The sequence below is a fragment of the Microbispora bryophytorum genome (genome assembly GCF_043197435.1).
GTDB lineage: Bacteria > Actinomycetota > Actinomycetes > Streptosporangiales > Streptosporangiaceae > Microbispora > Microbispora bryophytorum.
This window is the reverse complement of the sequence record NZ_JBICTF010000008.1, coordinates 62,002-78,027: the sequence shown is the minus strand read 5'-3', so window position 1 is coordinate 78,027 and position 16,026 is coordinate 62,002. Positions and strand designations below refer to the sequence as shown.

Annotated in this window: 15 protein-coding genes and 1 tRNA gene; 4 read left to right on the top strand and 12 right to left on the bottom strand. The window is 70.8% G+C overall.

Annotation, left to right across the window (positions count from 1 at the left end):
* Positions 1-41 precede the first annotated feature (41 nt).
* Positions 42-1,409: an outer membrane protein assembly factor BamB family protein gene (locus ACGFIB_RS26290; RefSeq protein WP_357023106.1), complete on the top strand. Its 1,368-nt coding sequence runs from the start codon at positions 42-44 to the stop codon at positions 1,407-1,409.
* Between the two features lie 140 nt (positions 1,410-1,549).
* Positions 1,550-2,767: an acetyl-CoA C-acetyltransferase gene (locus ACGFIB_RS26285; RefSeq protein ID WP_142571224.1), complete on the top strand. Its 1,218-nt coding sequence runs from the start codon at positions 1,550-1,552 to the stop codon at positions 2,765-2,767.
* A gap of 48 nt (positions 2,768-2,815) precedes the next feature.
* Here the strand turns inward: ACGFIB_RS26285 and ACGFIB_RS26280 are convergent, their stop codons facing one another.
* The 3 genes from ACGFIB_RS26280 to ACGFIB_RS26270 form a co-directional block, all read right to left on the bottom strand.
* Positions 2,816-3,226: a PPOX class F420-dependent oxidoreductase gene (locus tag ACGFIB_RS26280; protein ID WP_142571223.1), complete on the bottom strand. Its 411-nt coding sequence runs from the start codon at positions 3,224-3,226 to the stop codon at positions 2,816-2,818.
* A 131-nt stretch (positions 3,227-3,357) separates the two neighbouring features.
* The gene (locus ACGFIB_RS26275) at positions 3,358-3,576 is read right to left on the bottom strand and encodes a DUF4287 domain-containing protein (RefSeq protein ID WP_142571222.1); all 219 of its coding nucleotides are present in this window, start codon (positions 3,574-3,576) and stop codon (positions 3,358-3,360) included.
* Positions 3,577-3,763: 187 nt separating this feature from the next.
* The gene (locus tag ACGFIB_RS26270) at positions 3,764-4,549 is read right to left on the bottom strand and encodes a Bax inhibitor-1/YccA family protein (protein ID WP_357240662.1); all 786 of its coding nucleotides are present in this window, start codon (positions 4,547-4,549) and stop codon (positions 3,764-3,766) included.
* A 412-nt stretch (positions 4,550-4,961) separates the two neighbouring features.
* Here ACGFIB_RS26270 and ACGFIB_RS26265 point away from each other — a divergent pair, with 412 nt between their 5' ends.
* Positions 4,962-6,467 (top strand): HAMP domain-containing sensor histidine kinase, encoded by a 1,506-nt coding sequence (locus ACGFIB_RS26265; RefSeq protein ID WP_393375739.1) that lies wholly within the window; start codon positions 4,962-4,964, stop codon positions 6,465-6,467.
* Between the two features lie 6 nt (positions 6,468-6,473).
* Here the strand turns inward: ACGFIB_RS26265 and ACGFIB_RS26260 are convergent, their stop codons facing one another.
* The 6 genes from ACGFIB_RS26260 to ACGFIB_RS26235 all read right to left on the bottom strand — a co-directional run bounded on the left by ACGFIB_RS26260 (position 6,474) and on the right by ACGFIB_RS26235 (position 12,025).
* Positions 6,474-7,445 (bottom strand): asparaginase, encoded by a 972-nt coding sequence (locus ACGFIB_RS26260; protein WP_357240669.1) that lies wholly within the window; start codon positions 7,443-7,445, stop codon positions 6,474-6,476.
* On the bottom strand, positions 7,442-8,311 hold the full coding sequence (locus tag ACGFIB_RS26255) for a Clp protease N-terminal domain-containing protein (protein WP_393375735.1): 870 nt from the start codon (positions 8,309-8,311) through the stop codon (positions 7,442-7,444). Before ACGFIB_RS26255 ends, ACGFIB_RS26260 begins: the two co-directional genes overlap by 4 nt.
* A gap of 56 nt (positions 8,312-8,367) precedes the next feature.
* Entirely contained in the window at positions 8,368-9,030 is a 663-nt protein-coding gene (locus ACGFIB_RS26250; RefSeq protein ID WP_393375732.1) for a trypsin-like serine protease, read from the bottom strand.
* A 351-nt stretch (positions 9,031-9,381) separates the two neighbouring features.
* Positions 9,382-9,457 (bottom strand) — tRNA-Leu (locus tag ACGFIB_RS26245).
* 255 nt (positions 9,458-9,712) lie between these two features.
* On the bottom strand, positions 9,713-11,047 hold the full coding sequence (locus ACGFIB_RS26240) for an NAD(P)/FAD-dependent oxidoreductase (RefSeq protein WP_142571428.1): 1,335 nt from the start codon (positions 11,045-11,047) through the stop codon (positions 9,713-9,715).
* Between the two features lie 174 nt (positions 11,048-11,221).
* A complete protein-coding gene (locus ACGFIB_RS26235) occupies positions 11,222-12,025 on the bottom strand; it encodes a uracil-DNA glycosylase (protein WP_393375729.1) in 804 nt (267 codons plus the stop codon).
* A 137-nt stretch (positions 12,026-12,162) separates the two neighbouring features.
* On the opposite strand from ACGFIB_RS26235, the gene ACGFIB_RS26230 reads away from it, so the two are divergent.
* Entirely contained in the window at positions 12,163-13,368 is a 1,206-nt protein-coding gene (locus tag ACGFIB_RS26230) for a cytochrome P450 family protein (RefSeq protein WP_357240680.1), read from the top strand.
* Between the two features lie 77 nt (positions 13,369-13,445).
* Here the strand turns inward: ACGFIB_RS26230 and ACGFIB_RS26225 are convergent, their stop codons facing one another.
* From ACGFIB_RS26225 to ACGFIB_RS26215, 3 genes are all read right to left on the bottom strand, one after another.
* Positions 13,446-14,528, bottom strand: coding sequence for a DUF1700 domain-containing protein (locus tag ACGFIB_RS26225; protein ID WP_393375726.1), 1,083 nt, complete (start codon positions 14,526-14,528; stop codon positions 13,446-13,448).
* A complete protein-coding gene (locus tag ACGFIB_RS26220) occupies positions 14,525-14,854 on the bottom strand; it encodes a PadR family transcriptional regulator (protein WP_142571211.1) in 330 nt (109 codons plus the stop codon). Before ACGFIB_RS26220 ends, ACGFIB_RS26225 begins: the two co-directional genes overlap by 4 nt.
* Before the next feature lie 183 nt (positions 14,855-15,037).
* Positions 15,038-15,976 (bottom strand): Ppx/GppA phosphatase family protein, encoded by a 939-nt coding sequence (locus ACGFIB_RS26215; RefSeq protein ID WP_357023065.1) that lies wholly within the window; start codon positions 15,974-15,976, stop codon positions 15,038-15,040.
* Positions 15,977-16,026: the final 50 nt, after the last annotated feature.

Below are 16,026 nucleotides of genomic sequence, written 5' to 3'. Positions count from 1 at the left end.
TCACCTCCTGCGGCCGGGCCATCACCCCCTGTAGGAGCGAAATGATCCGGCCCCAGCTGAACCACGTGAAACCCGCTCTGGCACTCGCCGCGACCGCCCTGCTGACCGGGGGCGCCCTCACCGGCTGCTCCGGCGACGACGAGGCCGCCAAGGACAACCCGGCCTGGCAGAACACGCAGGTGAACGCGGTCAGCCGGGCCACTACGGGAGGCGGCGTCGCGACGACCACCTCCATGCGGCCCGACGGCTCTCTGGAGACCGTCGCCCTCGACCTCGCCACCGGCCGCCGGCTGTGGGCGCACCCCGCGACGATGGCGGGCCGGCTCCCCGGCATGGGGGTGCAGGCTCCGGCGACCGTGGAGACCGGCGGCGGACAGGCCGTGGTGATCGCGCTCGACCCCGCCGCGGCCGGCCACAAGGGCGCCACGCTGGTCGCCAGGGACGCCCGCACCGGACAGCAGAAGTGGACCAGGCCCGTGCGGTCCACCTTCGGCCCGCAGCGCTGCGGGCCGTATGTCTGCGTCTCCGAGGACACCGCGCTCTCGTCCGCCCGCGTCGTGGTCCTCGACCCCCGCAACGGCGCCATGAAGTGGCGCCTGGCCGGCATCGCGGAGGTCGAATGGTCCGACGCGTCCAAGGTCGTCCTGCTCAGGCTCGCCGCCCACCCGGTGCTGGAGGCCCGCGCGATCAAGGACGGCAAGACCATCTGGCAGCTGCCGATCGAGCAGGCCCTCGGCCCCGACGTCGACCTGAGCGGCGGCTGGTCCTTCGGCGCGACGGGCGACAAGATCATCGGTTACGTCGCTCCGTACACCAACCCGCAGACGAAGGAGACCTCGACGTTCGGCCTGTTCTCCGCGCGTCTCGCCGACGGCGCCGTCGACTGGATGCGGCCGTCCGTCGTCCGCGTCTACCCCAGCGGCAACCCCGCGTTCGCGCCGGTGGTCCGGCCGGTCGACGAGCAGGGCCAGTACGGCGGGTTCGCCCGGCTCGACGCCGAAACCGGACGGGTTCTGGGGCAGATCACGCCCACCCAGGTCCCGGGGTCCGGCTGGTGGCTGGCCTTCCCGCCCGAGATGAACAAACTCGGCTTCCTCAAGCGCGACGCGCCCGGCTCGGTCTTCGACCTCGGCACCGGCGAACCGACCCCGGTGAGCGGCGCGACCGGCTGGTCGTTCTGCGTGACCGACCCCAAGCCGCTGCCGCTGCGCGGCATGATCTCCGGGTTCTACTCGATCGCGGCGCTGTGCGAGTTCGACCTGGCCACGGGCAAGCGCAAGGACTCCTCCTCCGCGCCGCCCTCCTGGTTCACCGGCAGCCAGAACGGCTGGCGCCTGTGGCGCGACGAGAAGGGCGGCCTCCACGCCGTCAACGACCGCACGGCCACCACCCCCGGCATGTACGGCTGATTCACCGGCTTGTGCAGTAGTACAAAATTCTGTTGAGTGGGGCCCGGGACGTGGCGGGCGGCGTACCGAGGGGTAACCTCCGGGAAGGAGGCCCCCCGAAACCCTGAGTGGAGGGGCACGAGATCAGGCAGGAGAGTCACATGCCCGAGGCAGTCATCGTGGCGACCACGCGGTCGCCGATCGGCCGCGCCTTCAAGGGGTCGCTCAAGGACATCCGCCCGGACGACCTCACCGTGCAGATGGTCCGCGCCGCGCTGGCGAAGGTGCCGCAGCTCGACCCGAAAGACGTTGACGACCTCATGCTGGGCTGCGGGCTCCCCGGCGGCGAGCAGGGCCACAACCTGGGACGTGTGGTCGCGGTGATGCTCGGGCTGGACACGGTGCCGGGCACCACGGTGACCCGCTACTGCTCCTCTTCGCTCCAGACGACCCGGATGGCGTTCCACGCCATCAAGGCGGGCGAGGGCGACGTGTTCATCTCGGCGGGTGTCGAGACCGTCTCCCGCTTCGTGAACGGCAGCTCCGACATGCCCCAGGCGCAGAACCCGCTGTTCGACGAGGCGAAGGCGCGGACGGAGGAGACCGCGAAGGAGGGCGCGCCGGTGTGGCACGACCCGCGCGAGGACGGCGCGCTGCCGGACGTCTACGTCGCCATGGGCCAGACGGCCGAGAACGTCGCGGCCCTGAGGGGCGTCTCGCGGCGTGAGCAGGACGAGTTCGGCGTGCGCTCGCAGAACCTCGCCGAGAAGGCCATCGCCAACGGCTTCTGGGAGAGCGACATCACCCCGGTGACTCTTCCCGACGGAACCGTGGTGAGCAAGGACGACGGCCCCAGGGCAGGCACGACGTACGAGGCGGTCTCGCAGCTCAAGCCGGTCTTCCGGCCGGACGGCACGGTGACGGCGGGCAACTGCTGCCCGCTGAACGACGGCGCCGCCGCGGTGGTCGTCATGAGCGACACCAAGGCCGCAGAGCTGGGCATCACGCCGCTCGCCCGGATCGTGTCGACCGGCGTCACCGGCCTGTCCCCCGAGATCATGGGACTGGGCCCGGTCGAGGCGTCGCGGCAGGCCCTCGCCCGCGCGGGCATGTCGATCGGCGACGTCGACCTGGTCGAGATCAACGAGGCGTTCGCGGCCCAGGTGATCCCCTCCTACCAGGAGCTGGGCATCGACATCGAGCGGCTCAACGTGAACGGAGGCGCGATCGCGGTGGGCCATCCCTTCGGCATGACCGGCGCCCGCATCACCTCCACGCTGGTCAACAGCCTCCGGTTCCACGACAAGCCGATCGGGCTGGAGACGATGTGCGTCGGCGGCGGCCAGGGCATGGCGATGGTCCTGGAGCGGCTGTCCTGAGCGACGGGCTTCGTGCCGGTCCCGGCCAGGGCCGGGACCGGCGCGAACTCAGCCGTGGTGGTCGGGGCCCGCGCGCGTGGGCTCGACCCGGATGATCACTCGCTTGTCCCGGATCATCACGGCGCGGTAGTCGTCCCAGTCCGGATGCTCGCCGCTGATGTCGCGGTAGTACTGCACCAGGTGCTCCATCGCGTCCGGCAGCGAGACGACATGCGCGGTGCCCTCGATCTGCATCCATTCGCCGTAGAAGGCGTCGGTCATCACCGTGAGCACGACCTGGGGGTTGTGCCGCAGGTTACGGGTCTTGACGGCCGTCTCGCGGCTGCTGATGACGATGTAGCCGTCCTTGTCGCAGCCGACGGTCACCGGGGAGGTCTGCGGCCGGCCGTCCGCATAGCGGGTAACCATGACCGCTCGGTGGTTGCTCCTGACGAACTCACGCGCCTTGTCGAGATCCATAGAACAATGATGCGCCCGCACCGGTCCGGTGCGGGCGCCTCAGTGCCCCTGGGCGGGAAACCTCCGTACGGAACGTGGGACGGCTGTTGCCGGTGTGCGCGGGACGTCACTGCCCCTTCCCGCGCCTCGGTCTAGAAGCGACGGCGCCGTTCGTGTTCGAGGACGATGGCGGCGGCGTAGCCGTGGCTCAGCCCGTGCTCGTCGGCGAGCCAGTTGGCTCGCTCGTCGCAGCGTAGGAACGACGGGCCGTTGTCGATGGCTTCGAACCACTCTGGGAGGTCGCGTCCGGTTATGGACGGGACGCGGGCGATCAGCTTGGTCTGGGTCTCCGGTGAGTGGTTCAACGACATGGGCACCTCCACGGAAAAGGCTGCTTTGTGTCACAGTGCATCACCGGTCCGCGCTTGACAAGCCCTCTGTGGCATTGATTTGTTACAGGATGTTGATCAAAAGTTGCAGCGCCGATCACCAGATCCTGATATAGCACAACAAAGGGGCACCGTTCCCGGAGGAACGGCGCCCCTTCTTGTCGTACGGCTAGTCGTTGCTCGTGAAGTAGCTGATGAAGCGGAGGATCTCCAGGTAGAGCCAGACGAGGCTCAGGGTCAGACCGAACGCCATCAGCCACGAGTAGCGCTCCGGCACGCCGGCCCGCGCCCCCTGCTCGATCTCGCTGAAGTCGAGCAGCAGGAAGAAGCAGCCGAGCAGGATCATGCCGACGCTGAAGATCCAGCCGATGGGGCTGTCGGTGCGCAGGCCGAGGCCGCCGGTGACGAAGATGCCCGCGATCCAGTTGATCAGCATCAGGCCGACCGCGCCGAACGCGGCGGCGATCACGAACTTGGCGAACTTCGGCGTCGGCCGGAAGATCTTCAGCGCATACACGGCGAGCGTGCCGCCGAACGCGACCATCGTGCCGAGCACGGCCTGCAGGACGATGCCGTTGTAGACGTTTTCGTACATGTGGCTCAGCACGCCGATCGCGATGCCGTAGCACACGGAGTAGCCGAGGATCAGCGCGGGGTTCGTGCTCTGCTTGAACGACACGATGAGCCCGAGGATCAGGCCCACGATCATCGCCGGCGCCGCCAGCCCCCAGCCGACGTTGAAGTACCAGGCCAGGGCCGCCGACACGACGAGCGTGCCGAGGGTCATGGCGCTCCGCACCACGACGTCGTCGATGGTCATGGCCCGCGCCCCGGGGGGAGCGTACGACGGCGTGGCGTACATCTGGTTCAGCTGCTGCACGCTGGGCGTAGGACCGGCCCACGCCTGCCGACCAGCCGCCCCGCGCCGACTGAATATGGGGTTCTTGCTCTCCATTCGCTTCCTCCAGGACGCGACTCACTGATCAGCCGCTGCGCGGCCTAGTGGGGATGGTGCCCGAGGAGTGGTGCCCCCACAAGGGGAAGCGCCACTCCACCACAGTGGCAACGATCAGACTTTCCTGTGAGTTCCCGCCGGTCCGCACGGATGAGATCGACCGGCGACAACCGTGCGATAAAACTTGAACAATTCCTTTACTTGAGGTCTTCAAGTTTAGTGTTAGCGTGGTGCGAAGCCGAGAAGCAGCGACCTGACCAGGCAGAACGCGTCGATCACTCCGCCTGCCGTTGCGAGCCTCATCCCAATCAGACAGGCGTGGCAAGCCGCCCGGAGGCCGTATGACGACCGAGGAGCCGGCCGCCGCCGCCAGTTCCGCTCGGCAGGGAACGCCATCGCGAGGAGGACGGCGATGAAGGTCAGCGGCCCATCGTTACTGCGAAGGTTCCGGCCTCCTTCCATCCGGGGACGCATCACCGTCCTCGTCACGGCGCTCGCCACCCTGCTGCTGATCCCCACCGGGATCCTGGGCAGCATTGTCGCTCGGCAGGCGTTCTCGACCGCGGTCTGGCTCGACGCACGGCAGGAGGCCGCGCTCACGGCCGCCGCGTGGCGTTCGGGCCATTTCCACCACTTGATCACCCCGCAAGTGACCGGAGTCGACCTGGTCCAGGTGGTGGGTCCGAACCGGCGAGTGCTCGCCGCCTCGCCCGCCGCCCAGGGATTGCCCCCGCTGAGCTCCTTCTGGCCGTCGGAGGACGATCCGATGCAGGACGTGCAGGCCTGCATGCACGACGGGATCGGCTGCCTGCATCTGTCGGCGCTCCGGGTGATGCCGGGGCCCGACTCCCCCGTCGTGTACGCGGGACGCCCCATCGACGGCTTCACCCCTGTCGCGATGTTCGATCTACTTTTCACCGTGGAGGTCTCCGTGCTTGTGTTGCTCACCGCCTGGGCAGCCTGGAAGATCGCCGGACGCACCCTGCGCCCGGTCGAGGCGATCCGAAGCGACCTGGCCGCCGTCAACGTGAACGACCTGGACACCCGGGTGCCCGTACCGGCCGGGGACGACGAGATCGCCCGGCTCGCCCGCACCGTGAACAGCACGCTTGCCCGCATCGAACAGGCGAAGCTCACCACCGAGCGGGCACTGCGGCGGCAGCGCGAGTTCGCCGCGGACGCGTCCCACGAACTGCGGACTCCGCTCGCCGGCCTGCGCACGCAACTGGAGGAGGCCCAGCTTCACCCCGACGAGACCGACCTGCGGTCGCTGCTCAAGGACGCGCTGCTCGACGTGGAGCGGCTGGAAACGATCATCGATGACCTGCTCCTGCTGGCCAAGGTGGGCGCGACGGCCCCGGACCGCAAGCCGGTGGACATGTCCGCGCTGGTCAGGGATGAGGTCGCCCGCCGGAGCGACCGGATTCCGGTGCGCCTTCAACTGGAGGACGGTGTCAGGATGCACGCAGCGCCGCTCCACCTCGCCCGGCTGCTCACCAACCTGCTCGACAACGCGCAGCGGCACGCCCGGAGCGTGGCCGAGGTCGGGCTCCGGCGCGCCGACGGCTTCGTCGAGTTGTGGGTCAGCGACGACGGTCCCGGCGTCCCGGTGGGCGAACGGGAGCGGGTCTTCGAACGGTTCACCAGGTCGGACACGGCGCGCAGCCGGGGCCGCGGGGGCGCCGGGCTCGGCCTGGCCATCGCCCGGGACATCGCCCGCGCCCACTGCGGCAGCCTGGTGGCCTCCGAGTCGCCGTACGGCGGCGCCATGTTCGTGCTGCGCCTGCCGGTCTCCGGTTGTCCGCCGACCGCCGACGCCGCGCCCACGCCGGCCGCGATCCCCGGCGCGGCCGACGCGTACGCCGAGCCGTCGCAGGTGGAGAACACCCCGGTGCCGGCGAACGAGCGACGCGCCTGACCGCGGTCAGAGTCGGGCGAACCAGTCGCGGACAGCGCGCCGCCCGCCCCCGCCGAGCGCCGCCATCAGGGCGTACCGCGCCTTCACCGGAGCCAGCCCCCGGGCCCCGATGGCGCCGACCTTCGCGGCCAGCCCTAAGGCCGGTGGCAGGTCCTCCAGCGCGACGGGCCGGGTGCGGCACCGCGAGGCGACCACCACGGGGATGTCCCACTCCGCCAGCTCGCTGAGGGTCGCGTACAGGGTGATCGGGATGTTTCCGGCGCCGGTGCCCTCCAGCACGACGCCCCTGGCTCCGGCGTCCACGACGGCCGTGACGAGCACGGGGTCCATCTCCGGATACGTCTTGATCAGCGCCACGTTCGTCTCCGGCTCTCCCCGCGCCGCCGGGGGCCTCGGCGGCGGCGTCCCCGTCATCTCGGCCCTGCCGTCCGCGACCCTGCCGAGGATCGGCGCGGGGGCGGAGGAGAGCGCCGCCACGCCCGTCGCGTCGGCCATCGTGACCCAGCGGGCCGCGTGCAGTTCGTCGTTCACACAGACCACCGCGCCGGCGCCGCGAAGAGCGGGGTCGGCGGCGGCGACCAGGGACGACGCGAGGTTGCGCGGGCCGTCGCTCGACAGCTCGTCCAGCCCGCGTACGGCGCCGGTCAGCACGATCCCGCCGCGGAGAGCGGCGGGCCCGGCCAGCAGGTCCGTGAGGAAGGCCGTCTCCTCGATCGTGTCCAGGCCGTGGGTGACGACCACCCCGTCGAACCCCTCGTCGAGCAGTGCCGTCCGGACGCGCCTGGCCAGCCGCAGCATCGTGGAGGGCGAGGTGTCCCAGCTCGGCTCGGCCTGCACGTCCTCGGTCACGACCTTCACACCGAGATCGCCGGGTACGGCCGCCAGCAGGTCGGCGGCCGTCGCGAGCCCCGGGCGGCCGGTGTGACGGGCGTACGCCATGACGTCGCCTGTCGCCACGAGCAGCACGCGTCCAGTCACGAGGCGTCGTCCCCGGCGGGCGCGTCCACTCCGGCGTGCCGCTCCAGCCGCTCGATGCGCCGCAGGAGCGGAGCGATCTCCTGACGGACGACCGCCGCCACGACCTGTGCGGCGGTCTGCGGGCCGGCCTGTGCGGCGGTCTGCGCGGCGGCTTGGGAGGCGGCCGGGGAGGCCGCCTGAGGGCCGGTCCCGGATCCGGAGGCGTCCTGCGCCTGAGCCCGGAGGTGGACGTAGCCGGCGAGCGCCGCGGCGACCGCGCGCCGCGTGAGGCGCGGCTCGGCGCCCCGATCTCGCAGCACCTGCCCGCCGATCCCGTCCGGCTCGGCGACCAGGCCGAGCAGCAGGTGCTCGCACCCGATGTAGTTGTGCCCCATCGCATGGGCCTCGGTGACCGCGAGCTCGAGGGCGTTGGCCGCGTGCGCGTCGAACCGGCGTGGACCGTCGTCCCGCGTTCCCTCGTCCGCCGGCTGCTCCGGGTCTGCCGCCGCGGCGGGTGCGGACGGGCGGCGGCTCGCGAGGTCGCGCTCGACCAGAGTGGGCTCGACCTCCATGGCGCGCAGGACGTGCAGGGCGAGGTTCTGCCCTTCGTCCAGCATCGCGGCGAGCAGGTGCTCGGTGCCGATGGCGGCGGCGTTCTCGGCCCTGGCCCGGTCCAGTGCCAGCCGGAAGACGGCGCGGGTCCTGGGCGTGAAGTGCGACAGGCGGGGGTCGTCGATCTCGAAATCGCCGAGGATGCTCTCGCGGATGGCGCTCACCCGGCGGACCGCCTGCTCCAGCGCCCGCTGGCAGATGGCGGACACCGGAAGCGCCGCTTCCCTGACCGCTTCCGCGAGATCATCCGGCAGGTACACGTTGATCTTAGGCATGCATCATTCATACCCCCAATGGGGTTATGTGTCTACCCCCATGCGGGAGCACGTCCTCAGGGGAGGGTGACGTACTTGCCGACGAACTCCCGGACCTCCGGGATGTCCAGGCGGTAGTCGACGTTGGTCGTCTCGCAGGCGTCGTCCACTCCGCTGATCGTCGTGGCCACGAGCAGGTTCGAGTCGGGACCTCCGAGGAAGTTGGGGCCGCCCGAGTCGCCGTAGCAGGTTCCGCCCTCCCGTCGCGAGGCGTCCGGCGCCAGGTCGAGCCACCTGCTGCCGAGACGCTTGAAGGAGATGGCGGTCTGGCTGCGCGTGTCGGTGTAGTGGTAGCGCCATCCGTGCCGCTTCTTCGTGGGCTCCACCGAGCCGTAGCCGACCGGGGTGAATCGCGCGGTCGTCAGACTGCCGTCGGCCTTGAGCCGGTCGAGCAGGCCCGCGGAAGGCAGCCTGGCCGGCCTGATGCCGGTGACGGGCTCGGAGAAGACCACGACCGCCAAGTCATAGGCGTCGCCCTTGTATCGCAGGTCGGGCACGTAGCGACCGGTGTAGAGCTTCGCCCCGGACTCGTAGTGGCTGGCGAAGGAGACCCGGGCGGTCTTCTGGCCCTTGCTCCCGCAGTGGGCGGCCGTGAGGAAGACGGTCGGCGAGATGAGGGTGCCGGTGCAGTACGCCCACGTGCCGTCGCTTTCCGGCTTGGCGCCGACGAGGGCTCCCACTTCCGGGTGTTCGGTCGTATCGACCGAACCATGGGTGATGGCCCACGCAGGCGAGGCGAGACCTGCCACCAAACCCGAGATAATCATGACAAAAGGGACAAAACGCATGCACGAATGTATCCGAGCATGGGCTACGCCTGGCAAACGCGACGGAAAGATCTACCGGCGGCCGCGGCGGCGCGGTCGGCCCGCGACGGCACCGTACGCCGCCCGCGTGGGCGGCGTGATCGCGCAAAGGGAACTCGTAACCCCGCCTGAACGTCGCCCGGTGACGCCGATCCTCCCGGAGCGGCCAGACCCGCCGGTGGCCTGGATCACGCAGGTCACCGGCTCTTTCGTGCTGAGAGGCTCTGGTGCCCCCGGTGGGACTCGAACCCACACCACAGCCCTTTTAAGGGGCTTGCCTCTGCCATTGGGCTACGGGGGCGCCGCGATCATATGTCACGGATCACTCCTCTGTAAGCAAGTTACGTCTTACGCGGCTTGTCCCCCTTTCCACAGCGCGTGAACGGTCCCCCCGGGAGCCACTCGGTCAAGGTCCTGGAGACCATCCGCACCTTCCCCACCGTCCACCACACCAGCATGTCAGAGCGCAGGAACACGCACACGGCCCGGCGGTGTGCGCCGCCGGGCCGTGTGCGCGTCCTGAGGTCGCCCCCGCGCTTCCTGCGCGCCGGGCGGGTCAGCGCTTGACGCCACTCTTCGCGGCCGCCCTGAACTCGTCGCGCGGGTGCTCGATCTCGCCTAGGGAGATCGTCTCCCGCTTGAAGAACAGCGACAGCGTCCAGTCCATCACCACGCGGACCTTCCGGTTGACCGTGGGAACCCGCGACAGGTGATAGGTGCGGTGCATGAACCAGGCCGGGAAGCCGCGCAGCTTCACGCCGTACACGTTCGCGACGCCCCGGTAGAGGCCCAGCCCGGCGACCGACCCGGCGTACTTGTGCCGGTAGTCCTGCAGCTGCTCCCCGCGCAGGTACGCGGTGATGTTGTCGCCGAGGACCTTCGCCTGCCGTACGGCGTGCTGGGCGTTGGGCGCGCAGTACTGACCGGGGTTGGTCACGTCGGGGACACCGGCGATGTCACCGGCGGCGAAGGCGCCCTTGACACCCGCGACGGTCAGTCGCGTCGTGGTCTTGATCCGGCCGCGCTCGTCGAGCGGCAGGTCGGTGGAGTTGACGATCGGGCTCGCCTTGACTCCGGCGGTCCAGACGATCGTGGCCGACTCGAACTCGTCGCCGTCCGAGGTCTTGACCAGGCCGCCCTCGCACGACTGGAGGAACGTCTCCATCTTGAGCTCGATGCCGCGCTCGCGCAGTTGCTCGGCGGTCCACTCGCCCATCTCGGGGCCGACCTCGGGCAGGATGCGGTTGGACGCCTCGATCAGGACCCAGCGCAGGTCCTTCTTGTCGATGCCCGGGTAGTACGTGACGGCGTCCTCGGTCATGTCCTCAAGCTCGGCGAGGGCCTCGATGCCGGCGAAGCCGCCACCGACCACGACGAAGGTCAGCGCGCGGCGGCGCACGTCCTCGTCCTCGCTCGACTCGGCCCGGTCGAGGAGGGCCAGGACCCGGTTGCGCAGCGCGATGGCCTCGCCGACGGTCTTGAAGCCGATGGCCGCGTCCTCCAGGCCGGGGATCGGCAGCGTACGCGAGATCGAGCCGGCCGCCATGACGACGACGTCGTACTCGATCTCGCGGGACTGGCCGGCGGCGGGCTCGAAGGTCAGCGTGCGGGCCTCGTGGTGCACCTTGGAGACCTTGCCGTTGAGGATGCGCACCTTGGGCAGCACCCGGCGCAGCGGGGCCACGACGTGGCGCGGCGAGATGTTGCCGGCGGCCGCCTCGGGGAGGAACGGCTGGTAGGTCATGTACGACTGCGGGTCGATGAGCGTGATCCGCACGCTGCCGTCGCGCAGCTCACGGCGGAGCGTGCGCTGGAGACGAAGAGCCGAGTAGAGGCCCACGTATCCACCGCCGACGATGACGACGTGCTTCCAGTTGCGGTCTGCCACGATGCCCTCCTCGCTTGTGAAAGCATTCACAAGCCTACGTCACGAGCTGGCAGCCGCACCAATCCCCTAGCACCAAAGGTGTAGTGATTTTCCCCACTCCGTCATGTCCTGGAGACATTTCTCCGGAAAATTTGGCCAATCTTCCCTGCGTGATCGGCTTCACTCTTGTGAAACGATTCACAAGGTCGCGGTCCCCAGTGCGGCGGCGCGGGCGAAGACCGCGTCGAGCATGTCCGCGGTGACCCGGCCGGTGAAGGTGTTCTGCTGACTCGGGTGGTAGCAGCCGATGAGCGTGACCGGAGCCGCGCCGTAGGAGACGGGCACCTCCACCGCGTGGCCGAACGGCGGCCTGCGGGACGGCAGCGTGAACCCGGCCTTGCGCAGCGCGGGCCACGCCGCCTGCCAGGCGAAGCCACCGAGCGCCACGATCACCCGGGTCGTGCCGGCCACGAGCGCGAGCTCCCTCGCGAGCCAGGGAAAACAGGTGTCGCGCTCCTCCGGGGTCGGCTTGTTGGCGGGCGGGGCGCACCGCACCGCCGCCATCATCCGGGCCCCGACCAGCCGCTGACCGTCGCCCGCGTGGACGCTGGTCTCCTGCGCGGCGAGGCCGGTGCGGTACAGCGACGCGAACAGCCAGTCGCCGCTGCGATCGCCGGTGAAGATCCGGCCGGTCCGGTTGCCGCCGTGCGCGGCGGGCGCCAGCCCCACGATGAGCGTGTGCGGCGCCTCGTCGCCCCATCCCGCGATCGGCCGGCCCCAGTAGGTCTCGTCCGCGAACGCCCTCCGTTTGACGTCGGCGACCTCCTCCCTCCACTCGACGAGACGCGGGCAGGCGCGGCACACCGACTGTCGGGCGGTCAGCTCGTGCAGTGTGCGGCCCTCGGCGGCCAGTTCGGCCACCTCGAGGGCGTCGTGGGCGACGGGGGTGTCCGGGCGCGCGGGGTCGTCCGGCCAGCCGGAACCGGGAGGAACGGAGCTCATGACACCGATCGTGCCAGGTCGGAAAATGTGTGTTCGCCAGAAGCCGGCTCTGGCGACGCCTGCCGGTGTCACAAAGAGGTCATGCCGAGAAAGATGCCGATCTTTTCCGTCGCGCCGCGGATGGGTACGTACGGCCCGTGTCCACCGACTCATTCCCCCCGCTGTACGGCCCCGCGTTCGACGCCGACCCCTACCCCGCCTACGACTGGCTGCGCCGCAACGCCCCGGTGACCCGCGTGCCGCTGCCCGGCTGCGAGGCGTGGCTGGTCACGCGGTACGAGGACGCCGTGACCGCGCTGACCCATCCCGCCCTCGCCAAGGACCCGGCGGCCGGCTCGCCCGAGTGGCGGGCCGCCTCTCTCGGCCTGCCCCTGGATCACCGGCCCGGGCTCGCCCGCCACATGATCAACGCCGACGGAGCCGACCACGCGCGGCTGCGGCGGCTCGTGAGCGCGGCCTTCACGCCCCGGCGGATGGCGGGGCTGCGGACGCGGGCGCTGGAGGTGACCGACGCGCTGCTCGACCGCCTCGACGGCACCGAGGCGGATCTGGTCGCCGACCTCGCCTATCCGCTGCCGATCACGATCATCTGCGACCTGCTCGGCGTGCCCGAGGAGGACCGGGCCACCTTCCACCACCACGCCTCCGTCATCGACTCGGCGGCGGCGTCCGAGGTGGAGGAGATCGCCCGCGCCACGGACGCCCTGGAGATCTTCCTGGCCGACCTGGTCGAGCTCAAGCGTTCCCGGCCCGGCAACGACCTGCTCACCGACCTCGTACGGCGGTCCAACCAGGGCGAGATCGACAAGGACGAGCTGACCTCGACCGCGTTCCTGCTGCTGATCGCCGGCCACGAGACGACCGTGGCGCTGATCGGCAACGGCCTGCTCGCGCTGCTGCGGCATCCCGCCCAGGCGGCGGCCCTGCGCGCCGACCTCTCCCTGCTGCCGGACTTCATCGACGAGATGCTGCGTTACGACGGTCCCGTACGGAACGCCACCTGGCGCTTTCCCACCGAGCCCGTGGTCGTCGGCGGCCAGGAGATGCTGCCCGGGGAGCCCATCCTCGTCTCGCTGCTGGCGGCCAACCGGGACCCGGCGGCGTTCACCGACCCGGACGCGTTCTCCCCCGGCCGGGTCGGCGAGCCGCACCTCGCCTTCGGCCGGGGGCCCCACTACTGCGTCGGCGCGGCCCTGGCCAGGGTGGAGGGAGAGGCCGCGATCGGCCGGGTGCTCGAACGGTTCCCCGATCTGGCCCTCGCCGCCGACCCCGCCGAGCTGAGCTGGTGGCCCAGCGCCATCATGCGCGGCCTGTTCTCCCTGCCCGTCCGCCTGCGCGGCTGACACCCGGCCCGCCTCCGCCCCTGTGACAAAGAGGTGGACCGGGCCGTCCTCCGCCCGGACCGGCTCCGCGGTTCCCCCTACCGCTGTCGACGGGCCGGCCTGGCGGAGGGCGACGGCGAGGCGGAAGGCGTGGTGGCGGCGGAGGGCGTCGCGGAGGCCGTCGTGGAGGCCGTCGCATCCGTCGCGTCCGTCGGTGTCGGCGTGGCGTCCGTGGGCACCGGCATCGCGGGTGCGGGCGTGGCGGGTGCGGGCGTGGCGGGCACACAGGTCGCCTCCGCTCTGCGGGCGGCGGGGCCGGCGCGGTCCTCCACGGGCCGCAGCGGCAGCGGGTAGGCGTTGCGCATCGGCGGCTCCCCGTCGCAGGGGATGGCGAGCTCCTGGCCGAATCCCTGCTCCAGCGTGATCGGGTTGCCGTCCTGATCGTAGAGCCGGACGTTGCGCAGCGGTGTCCCGTCCTCCGCGTAGGGGAAGATGTTGGAGACGTCCCCGCCCAGCGAGGACACCCTCTCCACCCGCATGCCCGGTGCGTACGCGCCTGGCCGGGGGCCGTAGTCGAAGGCCACCTCGCGCGACGACGTGCTCGGGACGTCGGCCATCGCCGTGATCACGAGGACCGCGGCCACCAGATTGGCTCCGAGCAGCAGCGCCCGGCCCCAGCGTGACCCCCCTGCGCGGCCCCGCCGGCCCAGCCACACCGACCCCCAGACGACCGCGAGGGTGAACACCCAGGCGGCGATGTCGCCGGGGATCAGCCCGGGGGCGCTGATCGGCGCGAGCACGGCCAGCGCGATCGCGTAGCCCCGCAGCACCCACCACGCGGGGCGCAGCTCGGGGGCGAAGACGGCGGCCTGACGGTAGGGCGGGAGCACGAGCAGCCGCGTGTGAACGCGCCGGACGGCTCCGCTCATGCGCTCGCGCAGCCGCCCGCCCAGGGAGGAGCCGCCGCCCGGCGGCCGCCCGCCGTAGGCGGCCCGCAACTCGGCCGCGTACGCCTCGGGGCTGCCGAGGCGTTCCTCCAGCGACATGCCCGGCTCGGCGGCGACCTCGGCGAGATGCTCGTCCAGGTCCTCCAGCAGCGCGTCTCTGTCGTGGGCAGGCAGATCGGCGAGCGCCTCCCGTACGGCGGCGGCGTAGGTCTGGGGCGTCATGGGGGGATTCATCCCGGATCGACCTCCTTGAGCAGGTCGTTCATGGTGGCGGCGAAGGAGGTCCAGGTCTTCGCCGAGGTCTGGAGGAGCGAACGGCCCACGTCGTTCAGGCCGTAGTACTTGCGGTGCGGTCCCTCGTCGGAGGCGACCACGTAGGACGTGAGCGCTCCGGCCTTGAACAGCCGCCGCAGCGTTCCGTACACCGAGGCGTCGCCGACGTCCTCGAGCCCCGCCTCACGCAGTCGGCGTACGACGTCGTATCCGTAACTGTCACGTTCGGCGAGCACCGCGAGGACCGCCAGGTCGAGGACTCCCTTGAGGAGCTGGCTACTGTCCACGCGTCGCACAGTACCGCGCATTGCGCAGTAGCGCCAAGATTTTGAGGTGCTCCAGGCAGCCTTCATGCGATCCGGACGACGTAAGTTCCGCGGCCGTCGGCGCTCGAGACGAGCGCCGAGCCCGTCGCGCCCTGAGGTCCGGGTTCTCGTGAGGCCCCGGTTCTCGTGAGGCCCCGGCTCGCGTCAGGCGAGGGACCAGGCGATGCCGTCGAGGATGTCGTGCTCGCTGACCACGACCTCGGAGAAGCCGTAGCGGCGGACGATGCGGTCGAGGATGAGCGCGCCGGCGCCGATCACGTCCACCCGGCCCGGGTGCATGACCGGGATGGCCGCCCGCTCGTCGTGCGTCATGCGCAGCAGCCGCGCGGACACCTCGTGGACCCGCTCGGCGGGGATACGCGAGTGATGGATGCGCGCGGGGTCGTAGGCGGGCAGATCGAGCGCGATCCCGGCGACTGTGGTGACCGAGCCCGCCAGGCCGACCAGCGTCCGCGCCGTGCGCACGGGAACGCTCTCCTCGACCCGGTCCATGGCCGCCTCGATGTCGGCGACGGCCGCCTCCACCGTCGCGGCGCTCGGCGGGTCGTCGCGCAGGTGACGCTCGGTCAGCCGTACGCAGCCGATGTCCACCGACAGCGCGCCCTCGACCGACCGGGAACCGACGACGAATTCGGTCGAACCGCCCCCGATGTCCACCACCAGACAGGGGGTCTCGGCCTCGGCGCCCGCGCGGGCCAGGCCCCGGGTCGCGCCGGTGAAGGACAGCCGCGCCTCCTCGTCACCGGTCACCACCTCGGGCTCCACCCCGAAGACGTCCCGTACGCCGGAGACGAAGTCGGCCCGGTTGGCGGCGTCGCGGGTCGCCGACGTGGCGACCACGCGGACCGGAACGGGACCGTCCGGGGCGTGCTCCCTGATCAGCTTGGCGTAGCCGCGCATGGCCGTGAACGTCCGCTCCAGGGCCTCCGGCGCGAGCCGGCCCGTACGGTCGACGTCCTGGCCGAGCCTGACGATCTCCATCCGCCGTTCGACGTCGGTGAGCTCGTCGCCAGAGATGTCCGCGATGAGAAGGCGGACCGAGTTGGTCCCGCAATCGATGGCCGCGACCCGCTTCGTCTTCACGCTCATCCCCTCCGGCCTCCGGTCTGCTCCCCGCGCCACGACGGCGCTTT